The organism is Oribacterium sp. oral taxon 102 (genome assembly GCF_013394775.1).
Lineage (GTDB): Bacteria > Bacillota > Clostridia > Lachnospirales > Lachnospiraceae > Oribacterium.
In genome coordinates this window covers 276,630-295,259 of record NZ_JABXYT010000001.1, presented here as the reverse complement: position 1 = coordinate 295,259, position 18,630 = coordinate 276,630, and the positions used below count along the sequence as shown (strand labels likewise).

At 53.1% G+C, this 18,630-nt stretch carries 15 protein-coding genes; 2 read left to right on the top strand and 13 right to left on the bottom strand.

The window, feature by feature from the left end:
- Positions 1-318: 318 nt before the first annotated feature.
- The 6 genes from HW273_RS01270 to rsmA form a co-directional block, all read right to left on the bottom strand.
- Entirely contained in the window at positions 319-1,095 is a 777-nt protein-coding gene (locus tag HW273_RS01270) for a GntR family transcriptional regulator (RefSeq protein ID WP_179009974.1), read from the bottom strand.
- Positions 1,096-1,373: 278 nt separating this feature from the next.
- Positions 1,374-2,984 (bottom strand): mannitol dehydrogenase family protein, encoded by a 1,611-nt coding sequence (locus HW273_RS01265; protein ID WP_179009972.1) that lies wholly within the window; start codon positions 2,982-2,984, stop codon positions 1,374-1,376.
- Positions 2,985-3,003: 19 nt separating this feature from the next.
- Entirely contained in the window at positions 3,004-4,077 is a 1,074-nt protein-coding gene (uxuA, locus tag HW273_RS01260) for a mannonate dehydratase (RefSeq protein WP_179009970.1), read from the bottom strand.
- Positions 4,078-4,244: 167 nt separating this feature from the next.
- Complete coding sequence (locus tag HW273_RS01255; RefSeq protein ID WP_243206715.1) at positions 4,245-5,492, bottom strand: L-cysteine desulfidase family protein; 1,248 nt, start codon at positions 5,490-5,492, stop codon at positions 4,245-4,247.
- A 224-nt stretch (positions 5,493-5,716) separates the two neighbouring features.
- The gene (locus tag HW273_RS01250; RefSeq protein ID WP_179009967.1) at positions 5,717-6,364 is read right to left on the bottom strand and encodes a GntR family transcriptional regulator; all 648 of its coding nucleotides are present in this window, start codon (positions 6,362-6,364) and stop codon (positions 5,717-5,719) included.
- Between the two features lie 274 nt (positions 6,365-6,638).
- Entirely contained in the window at positions 6,639-7,496 is an 858-nt protein-coding gene (gene rsmA, locus HW273_RS01245; protein WP_179009965.1) for a 16S rRNA (adenine(1518)-N(6)/adenine(1519)-N(6))-dimethyltransferase RsmA, read from the bottom strand.
- A gap of 49 nt (positions 7,497-7,545) precedes the next feature.
- Between rsmA and HW273_RS01240 the strand changes: the two genes are divergently transcribed.
- Positions 7,546-8,202: a GntR family transcriptional regulator gene (locus HW273_RS01240; RefSeq protein WP_179009963.1), complete on the top strand. Its 657-nt coding sequence runs from the start codon at positions 7,546-7,548 to the stop codon at positions 8,200-8,202.
- Between the two features lie 263 nt (positions 8,203-8,465).
- Here the strand turns inward: HW273_RS01240 and HW273_RS01235 are convergent, their stop codons facing one another.
- The 4 genes from HW273_RS01235 to HW273_RS01220 are packed head-to-tail and all read right to left on the bottom strand — an operon-like array spanning position 8,466 to position 13,227.
- Complete coding sequence (locus tag HW273_RS01235; RefSeq protein WP_179009961.1) at positions 8,466-10,946, bottom strand: hypothetical protein; 2,481 nt, start codon at positions 10,944-10,946, stop codon at positions 8,466-8,468.
- A 15-nt stretch (positions 10,947-10,961) separates the two neighbouring features.
- Positions 10,962-11,456 (bottom strand): DUF4446 family protein, encoded by a 495-nt coding sequence (locus tag HW273_RS01230; protein WP_179009959.1) that lies wholly within the window; start codon positions 11,454-11,456, stop codon positions 10,962-10,964.
- The gene (locus HW273_RS01225; protein WP_179009957.1) at positions 11,453-12,460 is read right to left on the bottom strand and encodes a ParB/RepB/Spo0J family partition protein; all 1,008 of its coding nucleotides are present in this window, start codon (positions 12,458-12,460) and stop codon (positions 11,453-11,455) included. Before HW273_RS01225 ends, HW273_RS01230 begins: the two co-directional genes overlap by 4 nt.
- Complete coding sequence (locus tag HW273_RS01220; RefSeq protein ID WP_179009955.1) at positions 12,460-13,227, bottom strand: ParA family protein; 768 nt, start codon at positions 13,225-13,227, stop codon at positions 12,460-12,462. Before HW273_RS01220 ends, HW273_RS01225 begins: the two co-directional genes overlap by 1 nt.
- Positions 13,228-13,840: 613 nt before the next feature.
- Between HW273_RS01220 and HW273_RS01215 the strand changes: the two genes are divergently transcribed.
- Positions 13,841-15,004, top strand: a complete 1,164-nt coding sequence (locus HW273_RS01215) for a GGDEF domain-containing protein (protein ID WP_179009953.1) — start codon at positions 13,841-13,843, stop codon at positions 15,002-15,004.
- 30 nt (positions 15,005-15,034) lie between these two features.
- Here HW273_RS01215 and HW273_RS01210 read toward each other — a convergent pair whose 3' ends face one another.
- Genes HW273_RS01210 through mnmG form a run of 3 tightly spaced genes read right to left on the bottom strand, consistent with a single transcriptional unit; the run spans position 15,035 to position 18,626 of the window.
- Positions 15,035-15,961 carry a DMT family transporter gene (locus HW273_RS01210; protein WP_179009951.1) on the bottom strand — a complete coding sequence of 309 codons (927 nt, stop codon included), beginning with the start codon at positions 15,959-15,961 and terminating at the stop codon, positions 15,035-15,037.
- A complete protein-coding gene (rsmG, locus tag HW273_RS01205) occupies positions 15,958-16,704 on the bottom strand; it encodes a 16S rRNA (guanine(527)-N(7))-methyltransferase RsmG (protein ID WP_179009949.1) in 747 nt (248 codons plus the stop codon). The genes HW273_RS01210 and rsmG overlap by 4 nt, the downstream gene beginning before the upstream one ends.
- The gene (gene mnmG, locus HW273_RS01200; RefSeq protein WP_179009947.1) at positions 16,701-18,626 is read right to left on the bottom strand and encodes a tRNA uridine-5-carboxymethylaminomethyl(34) synthesis enzyme MnmG; all 1,926 of its coding nucleotides are present in this window, start codon (positions 18,624-18,626) and stop codon (positions 16,701-16,703) included. Before mnmG ends, rsmG begins: the two co-directional genes overlap by 4 nt.
- Positions 18,627-18,630: the final 4 nt, after the last annotated feature.

Here is an 18,630-nt window from a genome sequence, read left to right as displayed (position 1 = left end):
AGACCACGTCTGGATTGATGCCCCGTTTAAGATGTTATTATTTTATCAATATGTCATTGTGCTGTAAATATGCTCCTGCATTTTTTCAGAAAATCGTCTTTTTCCATAAAATAATAAATAAAATTTTAGCGAAAACACAATAATAACAGTTCTCATTTCTTATTATGTATTCAAAACCCTCTCTCAGGAAGCACGAAGCAGAAACAAAAAGGATCCTTCTCTGCCCGAAAATAACCGGGCGGAAAAGAATCGCTTTCTCGCTGTCGTACTATGAAAACACCGATTTATGCAGGCACGCCACAGTCAGCGTCTCTATGGCTAGGAAAACTCGGTATCCGTAAAATAAAGCGGATAGCTGTGAATTGCCCGCTTCGCAATCTTTGTGATGGTTTCCAGATGCGCCGCTATGGAGTGCTCCGCATACTCCGAGGTATCGCGCTTCAGATCCTCCAAAATCCGCCGATGCTCGTCGATCAGCTCCGGCACACGCTGGTCGAAGACCACGTCGAAATTTCGCCATCTCGCGATGTGGAGCATATTCTGATCCAACAGCTGCATCAGGCTTTCCCGTCCGACGCTCTGAATCATGAGATAATGAAACTCCTGATCCAGCGCCTGGTACGCCTTCAGGTAGCCGCTGGAATTTCGGAATTTTTCCTGCTTTTCCAGATTCTCCTCCAGCCGTTCAATCAGCTCCTGCCGTTTCTTCTGATCCAGCTTCTGATAAAGCTCGCTGATGATCTCCTTTTCCACTGCGGTTCTCAGCATCAGGAGATCCGCAATATAATGCAGATTCATCCGCGACACATAGGTGCCCTTCTTGGCATATACCTCCACGAAGCCCGCCTCCTCCAGTCTGGCAAAGGCAGAGCGGATCACCGTCCGGGAGACGCCGTACTCCTTCGCCATCTGGTTTTCACTGATCATCTCTCCCGGCGCATATTGCAGCTTGATGATCTTTTCCAGAATATCACTGTACACGCTCTCACTGCTTGGTCTGACTGCATCTGAGGCACCTTCCCGTCCCGCCGCATCCGAGATGCCCTCCTCTGTCTCCGCTTCCTCTCTCAATCTGTTAAAATAATTCGTTTTCATTCTTCGCTCCCTGCTTTCAAGCCGTACGCAAAGAAAACGCCTCTTCCACGCGCTCCTCGCAGTTCCCTTTTCGCTTCCTGTCAAACAGTATAAATCATTATATACCGGTCATTCCCATAAAGCCATTAAAAAGCGGAGGAAAAACGACCGGCACGCTTTACGTTACCGGTCGTTAAAATCCTGCTGTATAAGTCCCCCTGCCAGGCGATGCGGGGACGCCATGCCTGCATGAACGGATACTCCGACATTGCACAGGCAGCGAATATATCGGGTATAACTTACCCCAGATACTTCCGGAGCGTCGCACGGACTGCGCCTGCCCCGGCGAGCTCCATACGGAACATTTCCTCAATCTTCTCCCCGAGTCCTGCCTCATAGAGATCGATTCCGAAGATATTCCGGTTAGAGAGGATCGGATGAAGCCTACCGGCTGCCGTCTCCGGCTTCCCCAGCTCGATACCGAAAAGCCGGGCGCTGAGCTCTGTGAGCATCGGATCCGCGGAGCGCTCGAAGCGCTGTCCCTGATCGTCCACGCCCAACAGATAACGGAGCCAGCCGGCGATCGCCAGCGGAATCGCCTCGAGCCTCTCTGCGCTTCCGTACTTCTCGACATAGGACTTAATCGTCTCCCCGTAGCGGATGCCGACCTTCTGAGAGGTGTCGGTCGCGATCCGCTGCGGCGTATCCGGCATAAACGGGTTCGGAATACGGACATCGATAACTTCGGCTACGAAATCCTTTGGCGAAAGGATGCCCGGGTCGGTCACGACCGGCATTCCCTCCACAGGTCCGATCCGCTGTACCAGCTCGCGGAGCTCGGGATCCTTCATTTCATCCGCAATCAGCTCATAGCCCAGCACACAGCCGTATACGGCAAGCGCGGTATGGAGCGGATTCAGACAGGTCGTCACCTTCATTCTCTCCACCTTATTGACGGTATCCCGATCCGTCATGTAAACGCCAGCCCTCTCAAGCGCCGGACGTCCGTTCGGGAACTGATCCTCGATCACCAGATACTGCGGTCCCTCCGCATTGACAAAGGGGGCGATATAGGTATGCTTCGAGGTGATCACCGGCGCCATATTCTCGATACCGAGCTTCTCCAGCTCCTGCTGTACGGACTCTGCCGGTCTCGGCGTAATCTTGTCGATCATAGACCAGGGGAAGCCTACCTGCTTCTCATCCCGAAGGTACTCGAGGAAGGCCTCTGGAACGAAGCCCCTCTTCTCCCACTCCTCCGCCATTGTTACGACTGCATTTTTCAGCTTCTCCCCATTGTGAGAGCAGTTGTCCATGGAAACTACCGCCACCGGGAGCCTGCCCGCATTGAAGCGGGTGAAGAGCAGAGCAGCCAGAATCGCCATGGCGCTGCCTGCCTTCTCGGGACCGTTTTCGATATCCGCCTCTATGAACGGGAAGAAGCTTCCGTCCGCTGCCCGCAGCGCATAGCCCTTCTCTGTAATCGTGAAGGATACCATCTGGAGCACCGGATTCACGAAGATCTCCTTCAGTCGGTTCCAGCTCTCCGGAACCGCAGACTGCGCCTTGATCGCCTCTGTCAGCGAGCCGATCACCCTCTTATCCATGCCGCCGTCCGTCCGCAGCGTCACGCCCAGCACGAGATTGTCGTAGGGCGCATAAATCCTGTCCACCACATCGAAGTCAAAGCTCTCGACACAGGTGATGCCCTTCTCCATTTCCCCCTCTGCGAGGAGGGTATCCGCGATCCCGCCGATGAAGATACGGAAAATGTTGCCGATGCCGAAATGCACCCAGACCGGCGCCTTCCGCGTCGCCTCCGCCACCTTCCCTATGTCATAGGAGGGAAGCTGCACGCCGGCAGCCTCCCATGCTGCCCTGTCCCTGAGTCCTTCTACTGTGAGCTTCATATTTTCCCCTCTCTTTCTCTCACTTACAAAGCTTGCAGATCGCTTCCCAGAGCCCGTTCAGATAGGTGGCGCCGAGGGCGCGGTCATAGAGGCCGTAGCCCGGTCTGCCGGCCTCGTCCCAGATCATCCTGCCGTGATCCGGACGGATATAGGTATCCGGACAGGTATCATAGATTGCCTTCATAATCTCGAACATATCGAGGTCGCCGTCCGAGGACAGGTGGCTTGCCTCACGGAACTTATGATAGCCCAGATACTTGACATTTCGGACATGCATCGCGTTAATGCGGTTCCTCTCTCCGAAATGCCGGATGATCGCAGGGATGTCATTGTCCGGATTGGAACCGAGAGAGCCGGTGCAGAGGCAGAGCCCGTTCGCCGGAGAATCGTAGAGCGCACAGATCTTGTCATAGTCCTCCTGACTGTGCGCGATCCGCGGAAGCCCGAAAATCGGCCATGCCGGATCATCCGGATGGCATGCCAGCTTCACGCCGGCCTCCTCGCAGACCGGGATGACCTGCTCGAGGAAATACTTGTAGTTTCTGCGAAGATCATCCTCCGTGATCCCCTCGTACAGCTTCAATGTCTTCTCCAGCTCTGCGAGCCGCTCCGGCTCCCAGCCCGGCAGCGTAAAGCCCTTACTGTCCTCCGCCGTCTTCCGCACGAGGTCGAGCGGTGTCATCTCCCCGAGCTCCTTCTCATCGAAGTAGAGGCTGTTCGAGCCGTCCTCCGGGATCTCTCTGGCGAGATCTGTGCGCAGCCAGTCGAAAACAGGCATGAAGTTATAGATGATGACCTTGACGCCGTACTTCGCGAGATTCCGGATCGTCTGCTTATAGTTCTCGATATACTTCTCTCTCGAGGGCAGCCCCATCTTGATATCCTCATGGACATTGACACTCTCGATGACCTCGCACTCGAGTCCCGCTGCACGGATATGCTCCACATAGCTCCGGATCTCCTCCTCGGTCCAGAGCACGCCCGCCGCCTTGTCCAGCAGTCCCATGACTCCGCTCATCCCCGGAATCTGCTTGATCTGTCGGAGGGAAATCGGATCATTGCCCTCGCCGTACCAACGGAATGTCATCTTCATTGTCTGCTCCTTCCCTGCGGCTCCGCCGCCTTTCCCGACGCTCTGTAAGCGTTTACATTTGCAGGCAAACTTCTCTGCCCCGCATCTTGATCTTTAAGCAGATACTAACATGTTAGATCAGGGCTGTCAAGCCCTGCTCCGGTCATACCTTATTGAAAAGCAGGAAATCACAGACACGCATCTACATTGACTGCATCTGTCATGACATTCAGAATTTCATGGTCCGTCGGCTTCATGCCCACCTTTCCGATATAGCCTATATTTTTGATGGTTTCTTCCACATCTGCCTCTACAATTCCTTCACCGGCCTTGAATGACTTGTCATTCATGCTCATGTAGTGCGCCAGTATTGCCGCATGCAGAGATGAGGCAATTTTAGCAGCACAGCTTGGCTTCGCTCCATCGCAAACGATGCCGCCAACATTTGCCAGCGTATTGGTAATCGTTCTGGCAATATGCTGATAGTCTCCGCCGCTCATATAGGTAATGGCTGCACCGGCACCGCAGGAGGCACTGACTGCACCGCAGAATGCAGAAAGCGCGCCGATATAATGCTTGATATAAATAGAAACCAGGTTGGAAATAATCAATGCACGGTATCGTTTGGTTTCGGAAATATGAAGCTCTCTGGCATACACCAGCACCGGCATAGTAACTGTAATGCCCTGATTTCCAGATCCGGAATTTATAACCACCGGCATTGCACAGCCAGACATTCTGGCATCAGAGCCGGCTGCCGCTGCCGCACAGGCAAGGGTCCTTACATCCGAGCCCCAAGACTCCAGAATTGTTTTCCCTACGCAAGCTCCCCAAGGGCTATCGAGCCCCTCCTGTGCAATCCGAGAGTTCATCTCTATTGCCCTGTCAAGCAAATCCTGTACTTCTGAAATATCTACCTGATCTGCATAGCTGAGGAGCCCCTGTAATGACATTTTTGTGATATCACTGTTGATAAGCACATTTTTCAATACATCCCGAGAGACCTTTTCCCCCGCTGTGAGAAGCACCTCTCCGTCTCTTGTAATGCTTTCCAGATGGGTATGCTGATTGGCAATAACCGCCTCTGCCGTATGCTTCCTTCCCCGTATATCTGCCCGAATATAGAGATTTGGCACTTCCTCCACATACTTATAGTCGCAGAATCCGGTACGAACCAGTTCCCGGGTTCTCTCCCGGTCTTCATCCGTGACATTTGCAATAACCTGAAGCTGCCGATCTGCGTCACCTCCGACCGCGCCCAAGGTTGCCGCCACTGCAATTCCTTTCTGGCTGCCGGAATTGGGAACCACCACGCCCTTGACATTTTTAATAATATTTCCGGAGCAGTATATCGTCAGGTGCTCCGGTTCTTCTGCCAGCACTCTTGCAGCAACTGCCGCACAATACGCAATTGCGATAGGCTCTGTACACCCCATGGAGGGGATCATCTCCCTTTTGAGAATGGCTGTATAATTATCCAGTTCCTCTTTTTTAAATAGCATTTTCCTCATAAAATCCCTCATGCTCGATTGCATTTACATGCTCATCCTCCAGATAATGATGCCAGAACCCGACCGGAACCCTCTCAGCCGGTTCGTTGCGAAGCACCTTGAACACCAGTTCCTTTTTTATTTTCCATTTCTGCCTCCTTTAAAATTTTTTACATCTCGTGCATTTTTATAATATCCTGCTTTGGCTTTCTAATATCCAAAGCAAGCTTTTTACATGCTGTGTCGAAATCGCCTGTCCGGACTGCCCCCAGAATCTCTTTATGAAGCGCGTCTGTAATCGGTCTTTTTTCTCCCCAGGCAGCAAGATAATACTGGGATATATACAACGATGATTTGTGGATTAAGCTATCAACTATAGCATACCCACATTCATTTCTGTTTAAAGCATACAGTCCTCTGTGGAAGGAATAGTTATTTGCCCAGTCGCCCGAAATATCCTTTGCATTTCTCTCCTCTGAAAAAGTAAAAGCGCTATTCCATAAGGTATCAAAGGCCTTCCTCTGTTCATCTGACATTCCTGCTTCCAGGCGCCGGAGTCCGCTTACTTCAAGGTCCACTCTTGTCTCTATGATATCCGCAATTTCCTTCAAGCTGATTGTCCTCACCTGATATCCCAGTCTCGGAAGACTCTGTAGAATGCCCTCGCGGCACAGCTGTCCAAGCGCTTCTCTTACCGGAGCCTTGCTGACAGAGAATCTGGAACCCAAATCATTCTCCGTTATGATCTCTCCTTGTGAAATCAATCCATCTGTTATATCCCGGTAAAGGTTCTGATAAACTTTGTCTCTTAATGTCATCTCTGCTCTTATCTTTCTCTGAATATGTTCAATGATATGTTTAATAATTTTTTATAGATATTTTCAGTCATTTCTATTGTTTTGTCAATCTTTTCTTTTTAAAATAATTTTATGGAAGTTTTTTCGTTTTATGCATTTCCCTATCCGCATTGCGGTATGATTTTCTGCCCCCTATTCAAAAAATCCAGCCCGAAGGCTGGATCCCAAAAAGCTGCACCTGGTACATATACAAGTGTGAATATGATTTCTATCTGAACAAAAACAGTTCCACTTCTCACGGTCTCCTGAGCAGCTCCGCCAATGCGGCGAACTGCGGCAGCGACAATGCCTCTCCGCGGATGTTCTCCGGAAGTGAAAGCGCCGAAAGGGCAGCGAGCGTCTTCTCCTTCGGCAGCTTCATTCCGCCGTAGAGCGCATTCGTAAGCGTCTTCCGGCGTTGTCCGAAGGCTGCGTGAATCACACGGAAGAGGAAGTCCTCATCCTCCGTCTCAACCGGCGGCACGATATGGCGAAGGAGACGGATCACCGCCGAGCCCACATTCGGCCGCGGAATGAAGCAGTGCGGGGGGACGAGCTGCACGATCTTCGGCTCGGAATAATACTGCACAGCGAGTGAGAGCGCACCGTAGTCCTTCGTCCCCGGGCCTGCCTGCATCCGATCCGCGACCTCCTTCTGCACCATGACCGTAACGGATTGGAGCGGCGCATGGCTCTCGAAGAGTCCCATGATGATCGGCGTGGTGATATAGTACGGCAAATTGGCGACCACCTTCACCGGCTTGCCGTCATTCTGCTCCCCGATCAGCTTCGGGAGATCCAGCTTCAGCACATCGTCATTCAGGATCGTGACATTGTCATAATCCGCGAGCGTTTCCCTGAGAATCGGGATCAGGCTGCCGTCAATCTCCACCGTGACGACATGTCCCGCCGCGTCACAGAGCGCCTGCGTCATCGTCCCGATTCCCGGACCGATCTCCAGCACGCAGTCCTCCTTCGTGATCTCAGAGCTCACGATGATATTTCGAAGCACGTTTTCGTCGATCAGAAAGTTCTGACCAAATCGCTTCTGGAAATGAAAGTTGTTTTTTTGTATAATTCGGATTGTCTCCTGTGGATTTATCAGCTTATTCATGGGGTTCGTTTCCATTTCATTTAAAAAAGATTGCGTTGAGGAGTGACTGATGGAAGCAAGCTTGAACGAAAATACCTACGCTGCTCTGAAGCAGGATATCATGGGGCTTCGTCTGAAGCCGGGGGATGCCATCTCTGCGGCGAAGGTCGCGGAAATGTATCATGTCAGCCGCACACCGGCGCGGGAGGCAATTGTGAAGCTGGAGCGGGAAGGACTGCTTCGCATTTTTCCGCAGTCCAAAACGCTTGTCTCAAAGATCGACCTCGGGCGCGCAATGCAGGAATGGTTCGTCCGTTCCACCTTAGAGGTCGAAATGGTTCCGCTTTTCCTCTCGCACTGCGACGAGCTCGTACTGCGGCGTCTCTCTGAAAACCTTGAAAAGCAAAAGAGTGCAGACACCGACGATCCTTATAATTATTTTCGTCTCGACAATGCGTTTCACGGTATCATCTATGAGAGCTCGGGCGAGCTGCTGGCAAAGGAAATCATCGATACAAATATGACGCACTACAATCGCATCCGCTATCTCTCTGATCTTTCCCGCCCCGTTCACGAAAAAACACTGGCGGAGCACGGACAAATCATCGAGGCTGCACGGGAACGCGACGCGGAGTGGATGCAGGCAATCGTGAAGAAGCACATCCGCCGTATCCACAGCGATCGAAATGAGGTTCTGCGACGCTACCCTGAATACTTCAGTGTATAAGTCCCCTGTCAGGCGCCGAAGCAGCCGCCGTGTTTACACGGACGGATGCTTCGGCATCTGACAGGACAACAGTGATGAGCAAAAAAGCTGCGCAAACGAAGTGTGCGCTGCGATTTGCGAATCACTGGAAGCGATGCGGGAGCTGCCTTCGGCTGCGACGCAGCGCGGGAGGACTTATACACGCACTCCACTATATGAAGCTACATCACAACAGTGATGAGCAAAAAAGCTGCGCAAACGAAGTGTGCGCTGCGATTTGCGAATCACTGGGTTTCCACCATAACCGCGAAGCGGTTTTCCGCCGCGCCGAAATGCTGCGCTGCCTCCTCCCTGCCGAGCACCCGCACACTGCCGTCCGCAGGATTAAGCAAGGTCACATTAAAGGAGCTGTAGCCCGTAATCAGCTCGAGCGTACCGTCCGCGGTATAGGCGGCCGCCGGCAGCCCCTTCCCCACATAGTAGAGCACGCTGTTTAAATCCATCCCATAGGCGTTCAGCAGATAGCCGTCCGTAAGCTCACTTCGGATCTGCAGCGTCGAGAGCTCCTCGAGAAGCTCCCCTGCCCGATCCAGCGGATTTCGAATGCTGATGAAGGTCTCCTTGTCCGTTCGATTCCAAAGCGTATCGCCCTTTTCGTCCTTAACATAGCCGAAGTCCTCATAAACCGCTCTGTACGCCTCCTCCAGTGTCCGGTAGCGTCCCCTGAAGTCCCCCAGAGCATAAGCATAGAAGCAGGTGCTTTCCTCCCTGCTGCCCCGGATGATCTCAATAGAGGCGGTTTTTTCAGTCGAAAATTTCCCCGGCTTCTCCGCCTCGGGACGATTCTGCCCTACGTCCCTGATTTCCAGATACCAGCATTTCTGCAGCTCGCTGTCCTGATAGCTTTTCAGTCCCTTCTGTCGGCTGTTCTCATTCTCCCGATTTGAGATAATGCTGTCGTCCCCGGCGCTTTGGTAGGACTCGCCGTCATAGCGGTACTCGTCGAAATGTACCCGGCTTTCTGTCACCTCTGCATTTCCGAAGTAAATCCCCTCCTTCTGATAGTCGCTCTTCAGCTGCTGCGCTGTATCCACGATACGGATTCCCGTCATAGGCTCCTCCATCCGAAGCGTCAGCGTCTCCGGCAGCCCCTTAGCACGGACACCGTACACGAGATCCTCTCCGATAAAGCCCAGTGTGCGAAGGTACTTCCCCTCTTCCCGAAGCTCTGTGCTTCTGTCCTCGAAAAGATCCATGAAGCTCAGCTTCTCGGAATGGTAGCTGTCTGTACTGTCTCTGTCCTGAAACGCGATATAACGGCAGTCCTCAGAGCTGGCAAGCTCCCAGTCCGAAAGCCCCTCCGCCACCGTTACGACCTCGAAGCTGTTCGAATCCACGCCATAGATACTTCCATTGTAATAGAAATAAAACAGCCCGTTTCCGCTGCTGTAGGACAACCGCTCCACATCCTCCGCGAGCTGATCTGCATTGTCCGGGATCGGCAGGAAGAAGTTTTCTGTGACAGTATCCTCGGAATTATCATAGGTATAATGCGCGATCCCGCTGTAGCCCTCATGCTGTCCGCGGCTCATATAGCCATAGACGATGAAATCCACATCGCCGTTATTTTTCGCCGAGAGCAATCGTATCCGATAATCAGCACGGCTCACGACGCTCGTCTCTGCCTCTGTCTCCGAAGCGAAAGAGAAGAGCGTGAGCAGCTTCCCATGGATTGTATTCTCATAGCGATACAGGCTCTTTGCCGCCTGAAATGCCGTAAACTGACCGGAATCAGAGGACATCGTTTCCAGCCGCTCCATATCCTGTACCCCCAGCAGCAGCTTCTCCCCCTCAAAGGGATGATATCCCGGATGCAGCGTCTCCTCCGTCCTCCGGTCGAAGCTCATAATGAAGATTCGCTGCGGATCATAGCGGAAGACATAGTTATCCTCATTCCAGAACTGACGCGGATTGCCCGCCGAATCGGTGCAGCTGCTGAGATAGCGGATCTGCACCTCCCCCATTACTCCTTCGAGCTCCTTCAGTCTGATATAGAAGCCGCTCGCCGGCTGCATTCCGGTATCTCCGAAGGTAATCTGCTGGAAGCTGGACTTCAGCGTCACATGAGACAGACTGCTGTTGTCTGCGGTATCCGTCGTTTCCAGATAGCTGCTGAGACTCCGCGCCTCCGACTTCGAGAAGCTCCTTTTCGTGAAGTCCTCCGCAAGGGAGAGCATCTGTTCGGAGAAATCATTCTGCTGCCAGACGATCCGCGTATAGTAGTAGACACTGTGCTCGCCGATATCTACTGTCAGCCTCAGGAGATACTGCTGTCCTCGCCGGATCAGGTTCTGGATCGGAAGCTGGAAACGCACTCCCTCTGCGGAACGATCCAGTCCGGAGACCGTCCCCGTCTCAATCAGCTGTTGGAGATCCAGGCTCCGGATCTCGTAGCGGATTGAGGCGACGCTGCTCTGCCGCTCGGAGATCCGAAGCTGCAATGCCCGATTCTCCGGAAGCACGGTCAGAAGCTCCTGCTCCGCCGACATTCCCATATCCTGCAAATATCCGTACATCAGATTCAGCTCACGCCCATCCTTCTCCACATAAACCAGCGGAAGCCGTGCCTCACTCAGAGCGGCGTAAACGGTATTGGACTTCTCCATGGAACGATAGGACTGCATGATATAGAAGAGCATGGCAAGCAGGAAAATGCCGCCCATAATCAGGTATTTCTGTAATTGCCTTTTTGTCTTTATTTTCACGAGGCTTCCCCTCTGCTATCCCTTCCGGGCATCCAGCGCCGCTTCCAATGCGAGCCTCTCCTCTGCGCCAAGCTCTGTATCCGTTGTTCCCTCCTCTATATCCTTAATGTAGAGGAAGCTTCCTTCTCTGGCGTGTACCGCATTGATGACGAATCCGCTGTTCGTATAGTCGAGCATCGCAAGCGCGAAGGACATATTGCCGCCTATGCCGCCGAAGGCATTGTAGCGGATGATGCCGCACTTCTGGAAGGAGGATCGGATATTCCGGTTCAGAATCCGAAGCATATCCTTGTTATTTTCGTCCTCCTCCTCCAATCGCTCCACGTGCCTCTGCAGCTCTGCAAAATAGTCCTCCAGCGTCTCCGCGTCCTTCCCCCGCATGAAATAGTCATACTGGCGGTACAGGCTCCGGTAACGAAGATTGGCGTGCAGCGAGAGTGCCAGCGCAATGCCGGTAAGCAGGAGGCTGATAAACAGCCCGAGCAGAAGCATTTTTTCTGTACTTGTCATCTCTCTCCCCTGTTCTCCTGCTCTCCCGAAACATCCTCTCCAAATGGGCGGTTCAGGAGGTGAAGCAGACGATCCAGCTCCTCCTGCGAGTAATACTCGATCTCCAGCTTCCCTCTCTTCTCGTTTTTGGGAACGATGGAGACCTTCGTGCCGAGTCTCTGCTTCATTTTTTTCTCGAGCTCCTTATAGATAACACGCAGCCTTCCGAGCTCGTCATTCTCCGACTTCCTCTCCCGCTCCTGCTGCGGCTTCTCCTCGGACTTCACTAACCGCTCCAGCTCCCGCACACTGAGCCCCTCCGCGATGCAGCGCTCCGCCGCTCTCCTCCTCTTTTCTCCCTCCGAAAAGGCGAGCAATGCTCTGGCATGCCCCTGGCTGAGACTGCCATTCCGCACGAGCTCCAGGAGCTCCGGCTCCAGCTTCAGGATACGGAGACTGTTTGTAATCGTAGAGCGCTTCTTCGCGACTCTTTCCGAGAGCTCCTCCTGTGTCATGCCATACTCCGAAAGAAGACTCTGGTACGCCAACGCCTCCTCCACTGCGTTCAGATCAGCGCGCTGTATATTCTCAATGATGGCGACCTCTCTGGATTTCCGTTCGTCCATATCGGCAAGGATCACCGGCACCTCCCTGAGCCCTGCCAGCTTTGCCGCTCTCCAGCGGCGCTCTCCGGCAATAATTTCATACAGTGCGCCCTGCTTCTTCACCAGGATCGGCTGAATAATGCCGTAGGTTCGGACAGATGCCGCAAGCTCCTCCAGCGCCTCCTCCGCGAAATCCTTTCTGGGCTGATGCAGATTCGGCTGGATCAGATTGATCCTGACGAGCATCGGTTTTCCCTCGGCACTCCTCTCCTCCGGCTGCGACGCGCTATGCTCCCGCCCCGTCTCCGCTTTCTTCCCCGTCGCGGCTTCGTCCCATGCCTCTCGGCTTTCCTCTCTCAGCGCGCCTGTCCCGAAAATACTGTTTAACCCCTTTCCGAGGCGGTTATGCTTCTCTGCCATCAGCTCATCTCCTTGCTCATCAGCTCTGCCGCCAGCCTCCGGTAGCTGTCTGCTCCGGAGGAAGCACTGTCATATACTGTGATCGGCTGCCCGAAGCTCGGCGCCTCTGCCAGCCTTACGTTACGCGGAATTACGGTATCGAAGATACTTCCGTGGAAATTCTCCCGCACCGTTTCCACCACTTCCTGCGAAAGCTTATTTCTGCCGTCGTACATCGTGAAAACGATTCCTTCTATGTAAATTCTGGTATTCAGCTTCTGCTTCACCAGCTCTATGGAATTCATCACCTGCCCCAGTCCCTCCAACGCATAGTATTCGCACTGAATCGGAATCAGGACGGAGTCCGAGGCTGTCAGTGCATTGACCGTGATCGTTCCGAGACTGGGCGGACAGTCAATCAGCACATAATCGTAATGATCCCTCACCCGCTTCAGCATATTCCGGAGTACCATATTCTTGTTTTCCAAATCCACAAACTCAGACTCAATCGCCGCGAGATTCATATTGGACGGAATCAGATCCAGATTCTCTATCATCTCACACAGTATTGCATCCTCCAGCTCGCAATTTCCGCTCATTGCGTCGTAAATACTGTTCCCAATCTCCTCCTCGCTGACGCCGTAACCGCTCGTCGCGTTGCCCTGCGGGTCGAAATCCAGCAGCATCACTCTCTGTCTCGCCTCTGCCAGCGACGCTGCCAGATTGACCGCGGTCGTCGTCTTCCCTACGCCGCCCTTCTGATTTGTAACCGCAATAATCTTGCCCATATTGTCCTCTGCTTTTAAATGTTTCACGTGAAACAATCTGCCGAATAATAAATCAAAGTGCTTACTTGAACATTTACAGACATTTTACTCTATACGGAATTTCGTGTCAAATATCCCCGTGTCACCTTCTGCCTTCATACAAGGCCCCGTGACTGCTCTGCCAAGCGACGCACGAATTGCTTCACCGCTTATAAATTATCATCGCGATGTCCCAAAGGAACTCGGAAGACCACGCTCCATCCGGAAGACTTCGCATAATTTTGCTGCCTGAAACACAGGCTTTGCCTGTCGTCGAACATTCCGTACTCCTTCCGACATATCGGTACAAATCAATTGTTTCACGTGAAACATGGAGAGAGAGTCGTTTTGCAGCCAAATCGATTCGCCGTTCTGCACCGTATGATACGATATGGCTGCATCGTTATAAATACAAAATACACTATAAATTCTTATTTTTTTCATTGAAATAATTTTTGCTTATAGTATAATTTATAAAATTGATTTCTTGCGTAAATTTAAAGAAATTCTGAGAATGCCCTGATCGGACATCAATAGATGCCTCACTTCTGCCATCAGCATTCCCTTGAATTTTTTTCTATAAGGGATGGCATCTATGAACAGCATATTTTATTACGTCGAAGCAAGCGTCTTCTGTATGATCCTGCTTTCGATCTTCTTCTACAAAACAGTCACATCCATATATCTCGAACAGCGGCAGATCTTCTTCGCGCATGCGGTATTTTATTTGATTCTGTACATCACTGTCGATATCTTCTGGGCTCTGCATTACAAAGGAGTCCTGCTTCTGCCCTTTCTCTTTTGCTTCCTTCTGAATCTGCTGCAGTGGTTCCTGGCAAGCGTCTGCGGTTATTTCTGGTTCATCTTTATGGAATCCATGCGCGGTGCGCGCTATGTGGAGAAAAGCAGAAACCGGAAGCTGATCTTCCTTCCGGTCTGGATCGCCTCCCTCGCTCTGCTCAGCAGCTATTTCTTTCATTTCCCGATGAAGGTGGGGAGAGATGGCTGTATCGACAATATGGCTTACTACAGCTATATGATGCTGCTCCCATTTTTTTATGTCACGACGACCGGACTTCGTTCGCTCAGGCAGTATCTTCGGGAGGAACAGAAGTCGCAGGAGCGCCAGCTTCTCCTTCCTGCGCTCTATCCGGTCATCATCATCTTCGCAGGTTTTCTGCAGGCGCTGCTGCTGGACATCCCCCTGCTCTGCTATGCCTATGTTCTCGTGATCCTGATCTATTATGTCACGATGCAGGACGCGCACATTTCTCAGGATATGCTGACGCAGCTCAATAATCGGAACAGTCTGAAGCGCGTCCTGCGGAACCGCTTTCGAGAGCCTGGAATCCATCAGGGTTTCTACTTCTTCATGATTGATATTGACTATTTTAAGAGCATTAATGATAATTACGGACATCTGGAGGGAGATCGCGCGCTGAAGCTGCTGGCAGATACCCTCCGTACCGTCAGCAGGCGACTGCCGCGACGCGGCTGCTTCCTTGCCCGTTATGGCGGAGATGAATTCATCCTGCTCTGTGACTGCGCGGATGACAAGGCGGCATTTCGCATTGTACAGCAGATTCAGCAGGAAGCGGCGAGTCGAAGCCGAAATGCCGGCGCCCCCTACACCATAGAGGTTTCTGTCGGCTATGTCCGCCGCGACCACACGATCCGATCCGCGGCGGAGCTGATCCGGAAGGCGGATGAAAAGCTCTACCAATACAAGCATGTAAAACAGACGGCAAACAGAGCTTGATCTGGCACGGACTGTATCCGTGCCAGATCGTTACACGGTTTCCTGATGACGAGCCTTCACGCTCTCGGAGTGCTGTGCCAGCAGCACCGCGAAGAAAACCAGCGCACAACCGAAGCTTTCCCTTCCGCTCATTTTCTGTCCCAGAATCAGCCAGCCCGCAAGCGCCGAAAAGATAGACTCCATACTCATTAAGAGAGAGGCAAGCGCCGGTTCGGTGTACCGCTGCCCGACGATCTGCAGCGTATATCCGATCGCACCCGAAAAAATTCCCGCATAGAGGATCGGAACCGCCGCTGCACGCAGCGCTCCGAGATCCGGCCTCTCGAAGAGCAGCATCCCGATCCCCCCGACTGCCGCCGCTCCCAGAAACTGTACATTGGAAAGCAGCACAGGATTTACCCTCGGCGAATAACGGTCGATACAGAGGATCTGCGCGGTATACAAAAAGGAGGAAAGCAGCATCAGCACATCTCCTGCTGCAATAGAGAGACCGGCTCCCGTCTGCATTGCAATGAAGTAAAAGCCGCAGACCGCGATCAATGCCGAGATCCATACCATCTTCCCCGGCCTCTGCTTCAGAAACAGTCCCGCGATCGGGACGAAAATGATATACAGCGCCGTTATGAAGCCTGCCTTTCCCACGCTCGTAGATACGATCCCAAACTGCTGCAGAACACTGGCGATCCCCAGAAATATACCGCTGGAAAGCCCACCGATAAGCAGAAGGCATCCATTCTCTCCGGATCTTTCCGAGTCTGCACGGGAGCTCCTGTAGGGCTTCTCACTGATTTTGCTCACCGGCAGAAGGAACAGTCCCGCAATAGAAAAACGCCAGAAAACGAATGCCCACGGGCCGATCCGATCCATGGCGACGCTCTGTGCAACGAAGGCGATTCCCCAGATCAGCGCCGTGAGGAGGAGCAGCACATTGCTGATTCTTCTCAGACGCTTCCTCATAACGGATTTCTCCCCGGCGTTCCCGCCTTTCTCGGATACGATGCCGGACATGCCTTTTTCTTCCGGATCAGGAGCAGACTCCTCTCAATATCCGTGTCAGGCAGCGTATACTCCACAATCTGCTCCAGCTCTCCCCCCAGCGTCCGGATCGCTTTTTCTGCCTGCTCTGCCTCCTCCCGGATGTTTCCCGCCTTCATCGCGAGGAAGATTCCGCCCTGCTTCACGAATGGGAGATCGTATTCAGAAAGCGTAGATAGATTTGCCACAGCGCGGGAAACCGCGAAATCGAAGTGTTCCCTGAAACGACGCTCATGCGCGAGATCCTCCGCCCTTCCGTGCACCGTCTCCACACCCTGAAGCCCAAGCTCCTGAATCAGCTCATCTAAAAAAAACAGTCGCTTTTTCAAAGAATCACTGAGCAAAACCTGTAGAGCCGGAAATACGATCTTCAGCACCAGCCCCGGGAACCCGGCGCCGGTCCCGATATCAATCAGGTGTCTTCCCGCCAGCGCTTCCACCGTGAATGTTTCACGGGAAACATTTGCCCTTACGATCGCCATACTGTCGATAAAATGCTTGGTGACAACCTCCCCCTCCTCGGTGATCGCTGTCAGATTCATCATCCGGTTTTTTTCCGTCAGGCGCTCATAGTACAGGAACAGCTGCTCCTGCTGCACAGCAGTAAGGCGAAGCCCCAGAAGCTCCGCCTGTCTGTTCAGTTTTTTCCTAAATGTTTCTGTCATTTCTTCTTTGCTTCCCCCTCCACCGTCCGCTGTCTCTGCTCCAGATAAACCAGCAGCACGCTGATGTCCGCCGGGCTCACTCCGCTGATCCGAGATGCCATCCCGATGCTCTCCGGACGGATCCGGCTGAGCTTCTGCCTCGCCTCCAGCCGAAGGTTCCGAATTTCCGCATAGTCTGTCCCCTCCGGAATCCGCTTCCTTTCCAGCTTCCGGAATGTCTCCACCTGCTGGCGCTGTCTGCGGATATAGCCCTCGTACTTGATCTCGATTCCGACCTCCTCGCGGATGCCGTATGACAGTGCCGGGCGTTCCGGATCCAGTTCCGAGAGCGTTTCATAGCTCAGCTCCGGACGCTTGCAGAGCTCCGCCAGAGAGACACTCATCCCTGCCGAAAGCTCCGAGGAACCCTGTCGGCGGAGAAAAGCATTGGTCTCCGCATTGACGCTCACATAGCTTCTGCGGAGACGTTCAATTTCTGATAGGATCGCAGCCTGCTTCTCTACTGTTCTTTGGTATTCCTCGTCGCTGATCAATCCGATCTCGTGCCCAATCTCCCTGAGACGAAGATCTGCATTGTCCTGCCGAAGCAGGAGGCGATACTCTGCGCGGCTGGTCATCATGCGGTAGGGCTCCTGATTTTCCTTCGTTACGAGGTCATCGATCAATACGCCGATATATGCCTGTGAGCGATCCAGCACGAACGCCTCCCGTCCGAGACAGCGCATGGCAGCGTTGACTCCCGCCATGAAGCCCTGCACCGCCGCCTCCTCGTAGCCGCTGGAGCCATTGAACTGCCCCGCCGCAAACAGCCCTGAGATATTCATAAACTCAAGGCTCGCCCTGAGCTGCAGCGCATCGATGCAATCGTATTCAATTGCGTAGGCATCTCTGACGATCTTCACATTTTCAAAACCCGGAAGGCTCCGATACATCCGAAACTGCACATCCTCCGGCATGGAGGACGACATTCCCGAGAGATACATCTCATTGGTATAGAGTCCCTCCGGCTCAACGAAGATCTGATGCCGGTTCTTCTCCGGAAACTTCATGACCTTATCCTCGATCGAGGGGCAGTAGCGCGGTCCCGTTCCCCGGATGCTCCCATTGTACATCGGCGATCGATCGATGTTCTCTCGGATGATCTCGTGCGTCCTTTCATTGGTATAGACCAGATAGCAGTCGGTCTGCTCCTTCTGCACCGAATGAAAATCCGTGGAAAAAGAAAAGGGGATCACCGGCACATCCCCCTTCTGCACCTCCATCTTTGAGAAATCCAGCGAGCGCCGATCCACCCTCGCCGGCGTACCGGTTTTAAACCGGAACATGTGTACTCCGTTTTTTTGGAGAGAATCCGTAAGCCGCGTCGCAGCTCTGAGCCCGTTCGGACCGGTGTACTCCGATACCTCTCCGCAGATGCAGCGGGCATTCAGATATACGCCGGTACAGAGCACCACTGAGATGGCATGATAGACCGCACCGCTTGTCATCCGGACACCGATGATCTGCTTCCTGTCACCCGGTAACACCTCTGTCAGGAGCTCGGCGACTTCACCCTGCCGTATCGTCAGGTGCTCCTGATTCTCCAGCGTTCGCCGCATCTCTCTGGTATATGCCTGCTTATCCGCCTGTGCGCGCAGGGAATGCACCGCCGGTCCCTTCGACTGGTTCAGCATCCTCGACTGAATGAAGGTTTTGTCGATATTTTTCCCCATCTCTCCGCCAAGCGCATCCAATTCCCGCACGAGATGCCCCTTCGAACTGCCTCCGATATTCGGATTGCACGGCATCAGGGCAATGCTGTCCACGCTCACTGTGAAGACAATCGTCTCCAGCCCCAGCCGGCTCGCGGCAAGCGCCGCCTCACAGCCCGCGTGCCCCGCTCCGACGACAATGACGTCGTATTCCTCTTCCACAAAAGCCATTTCC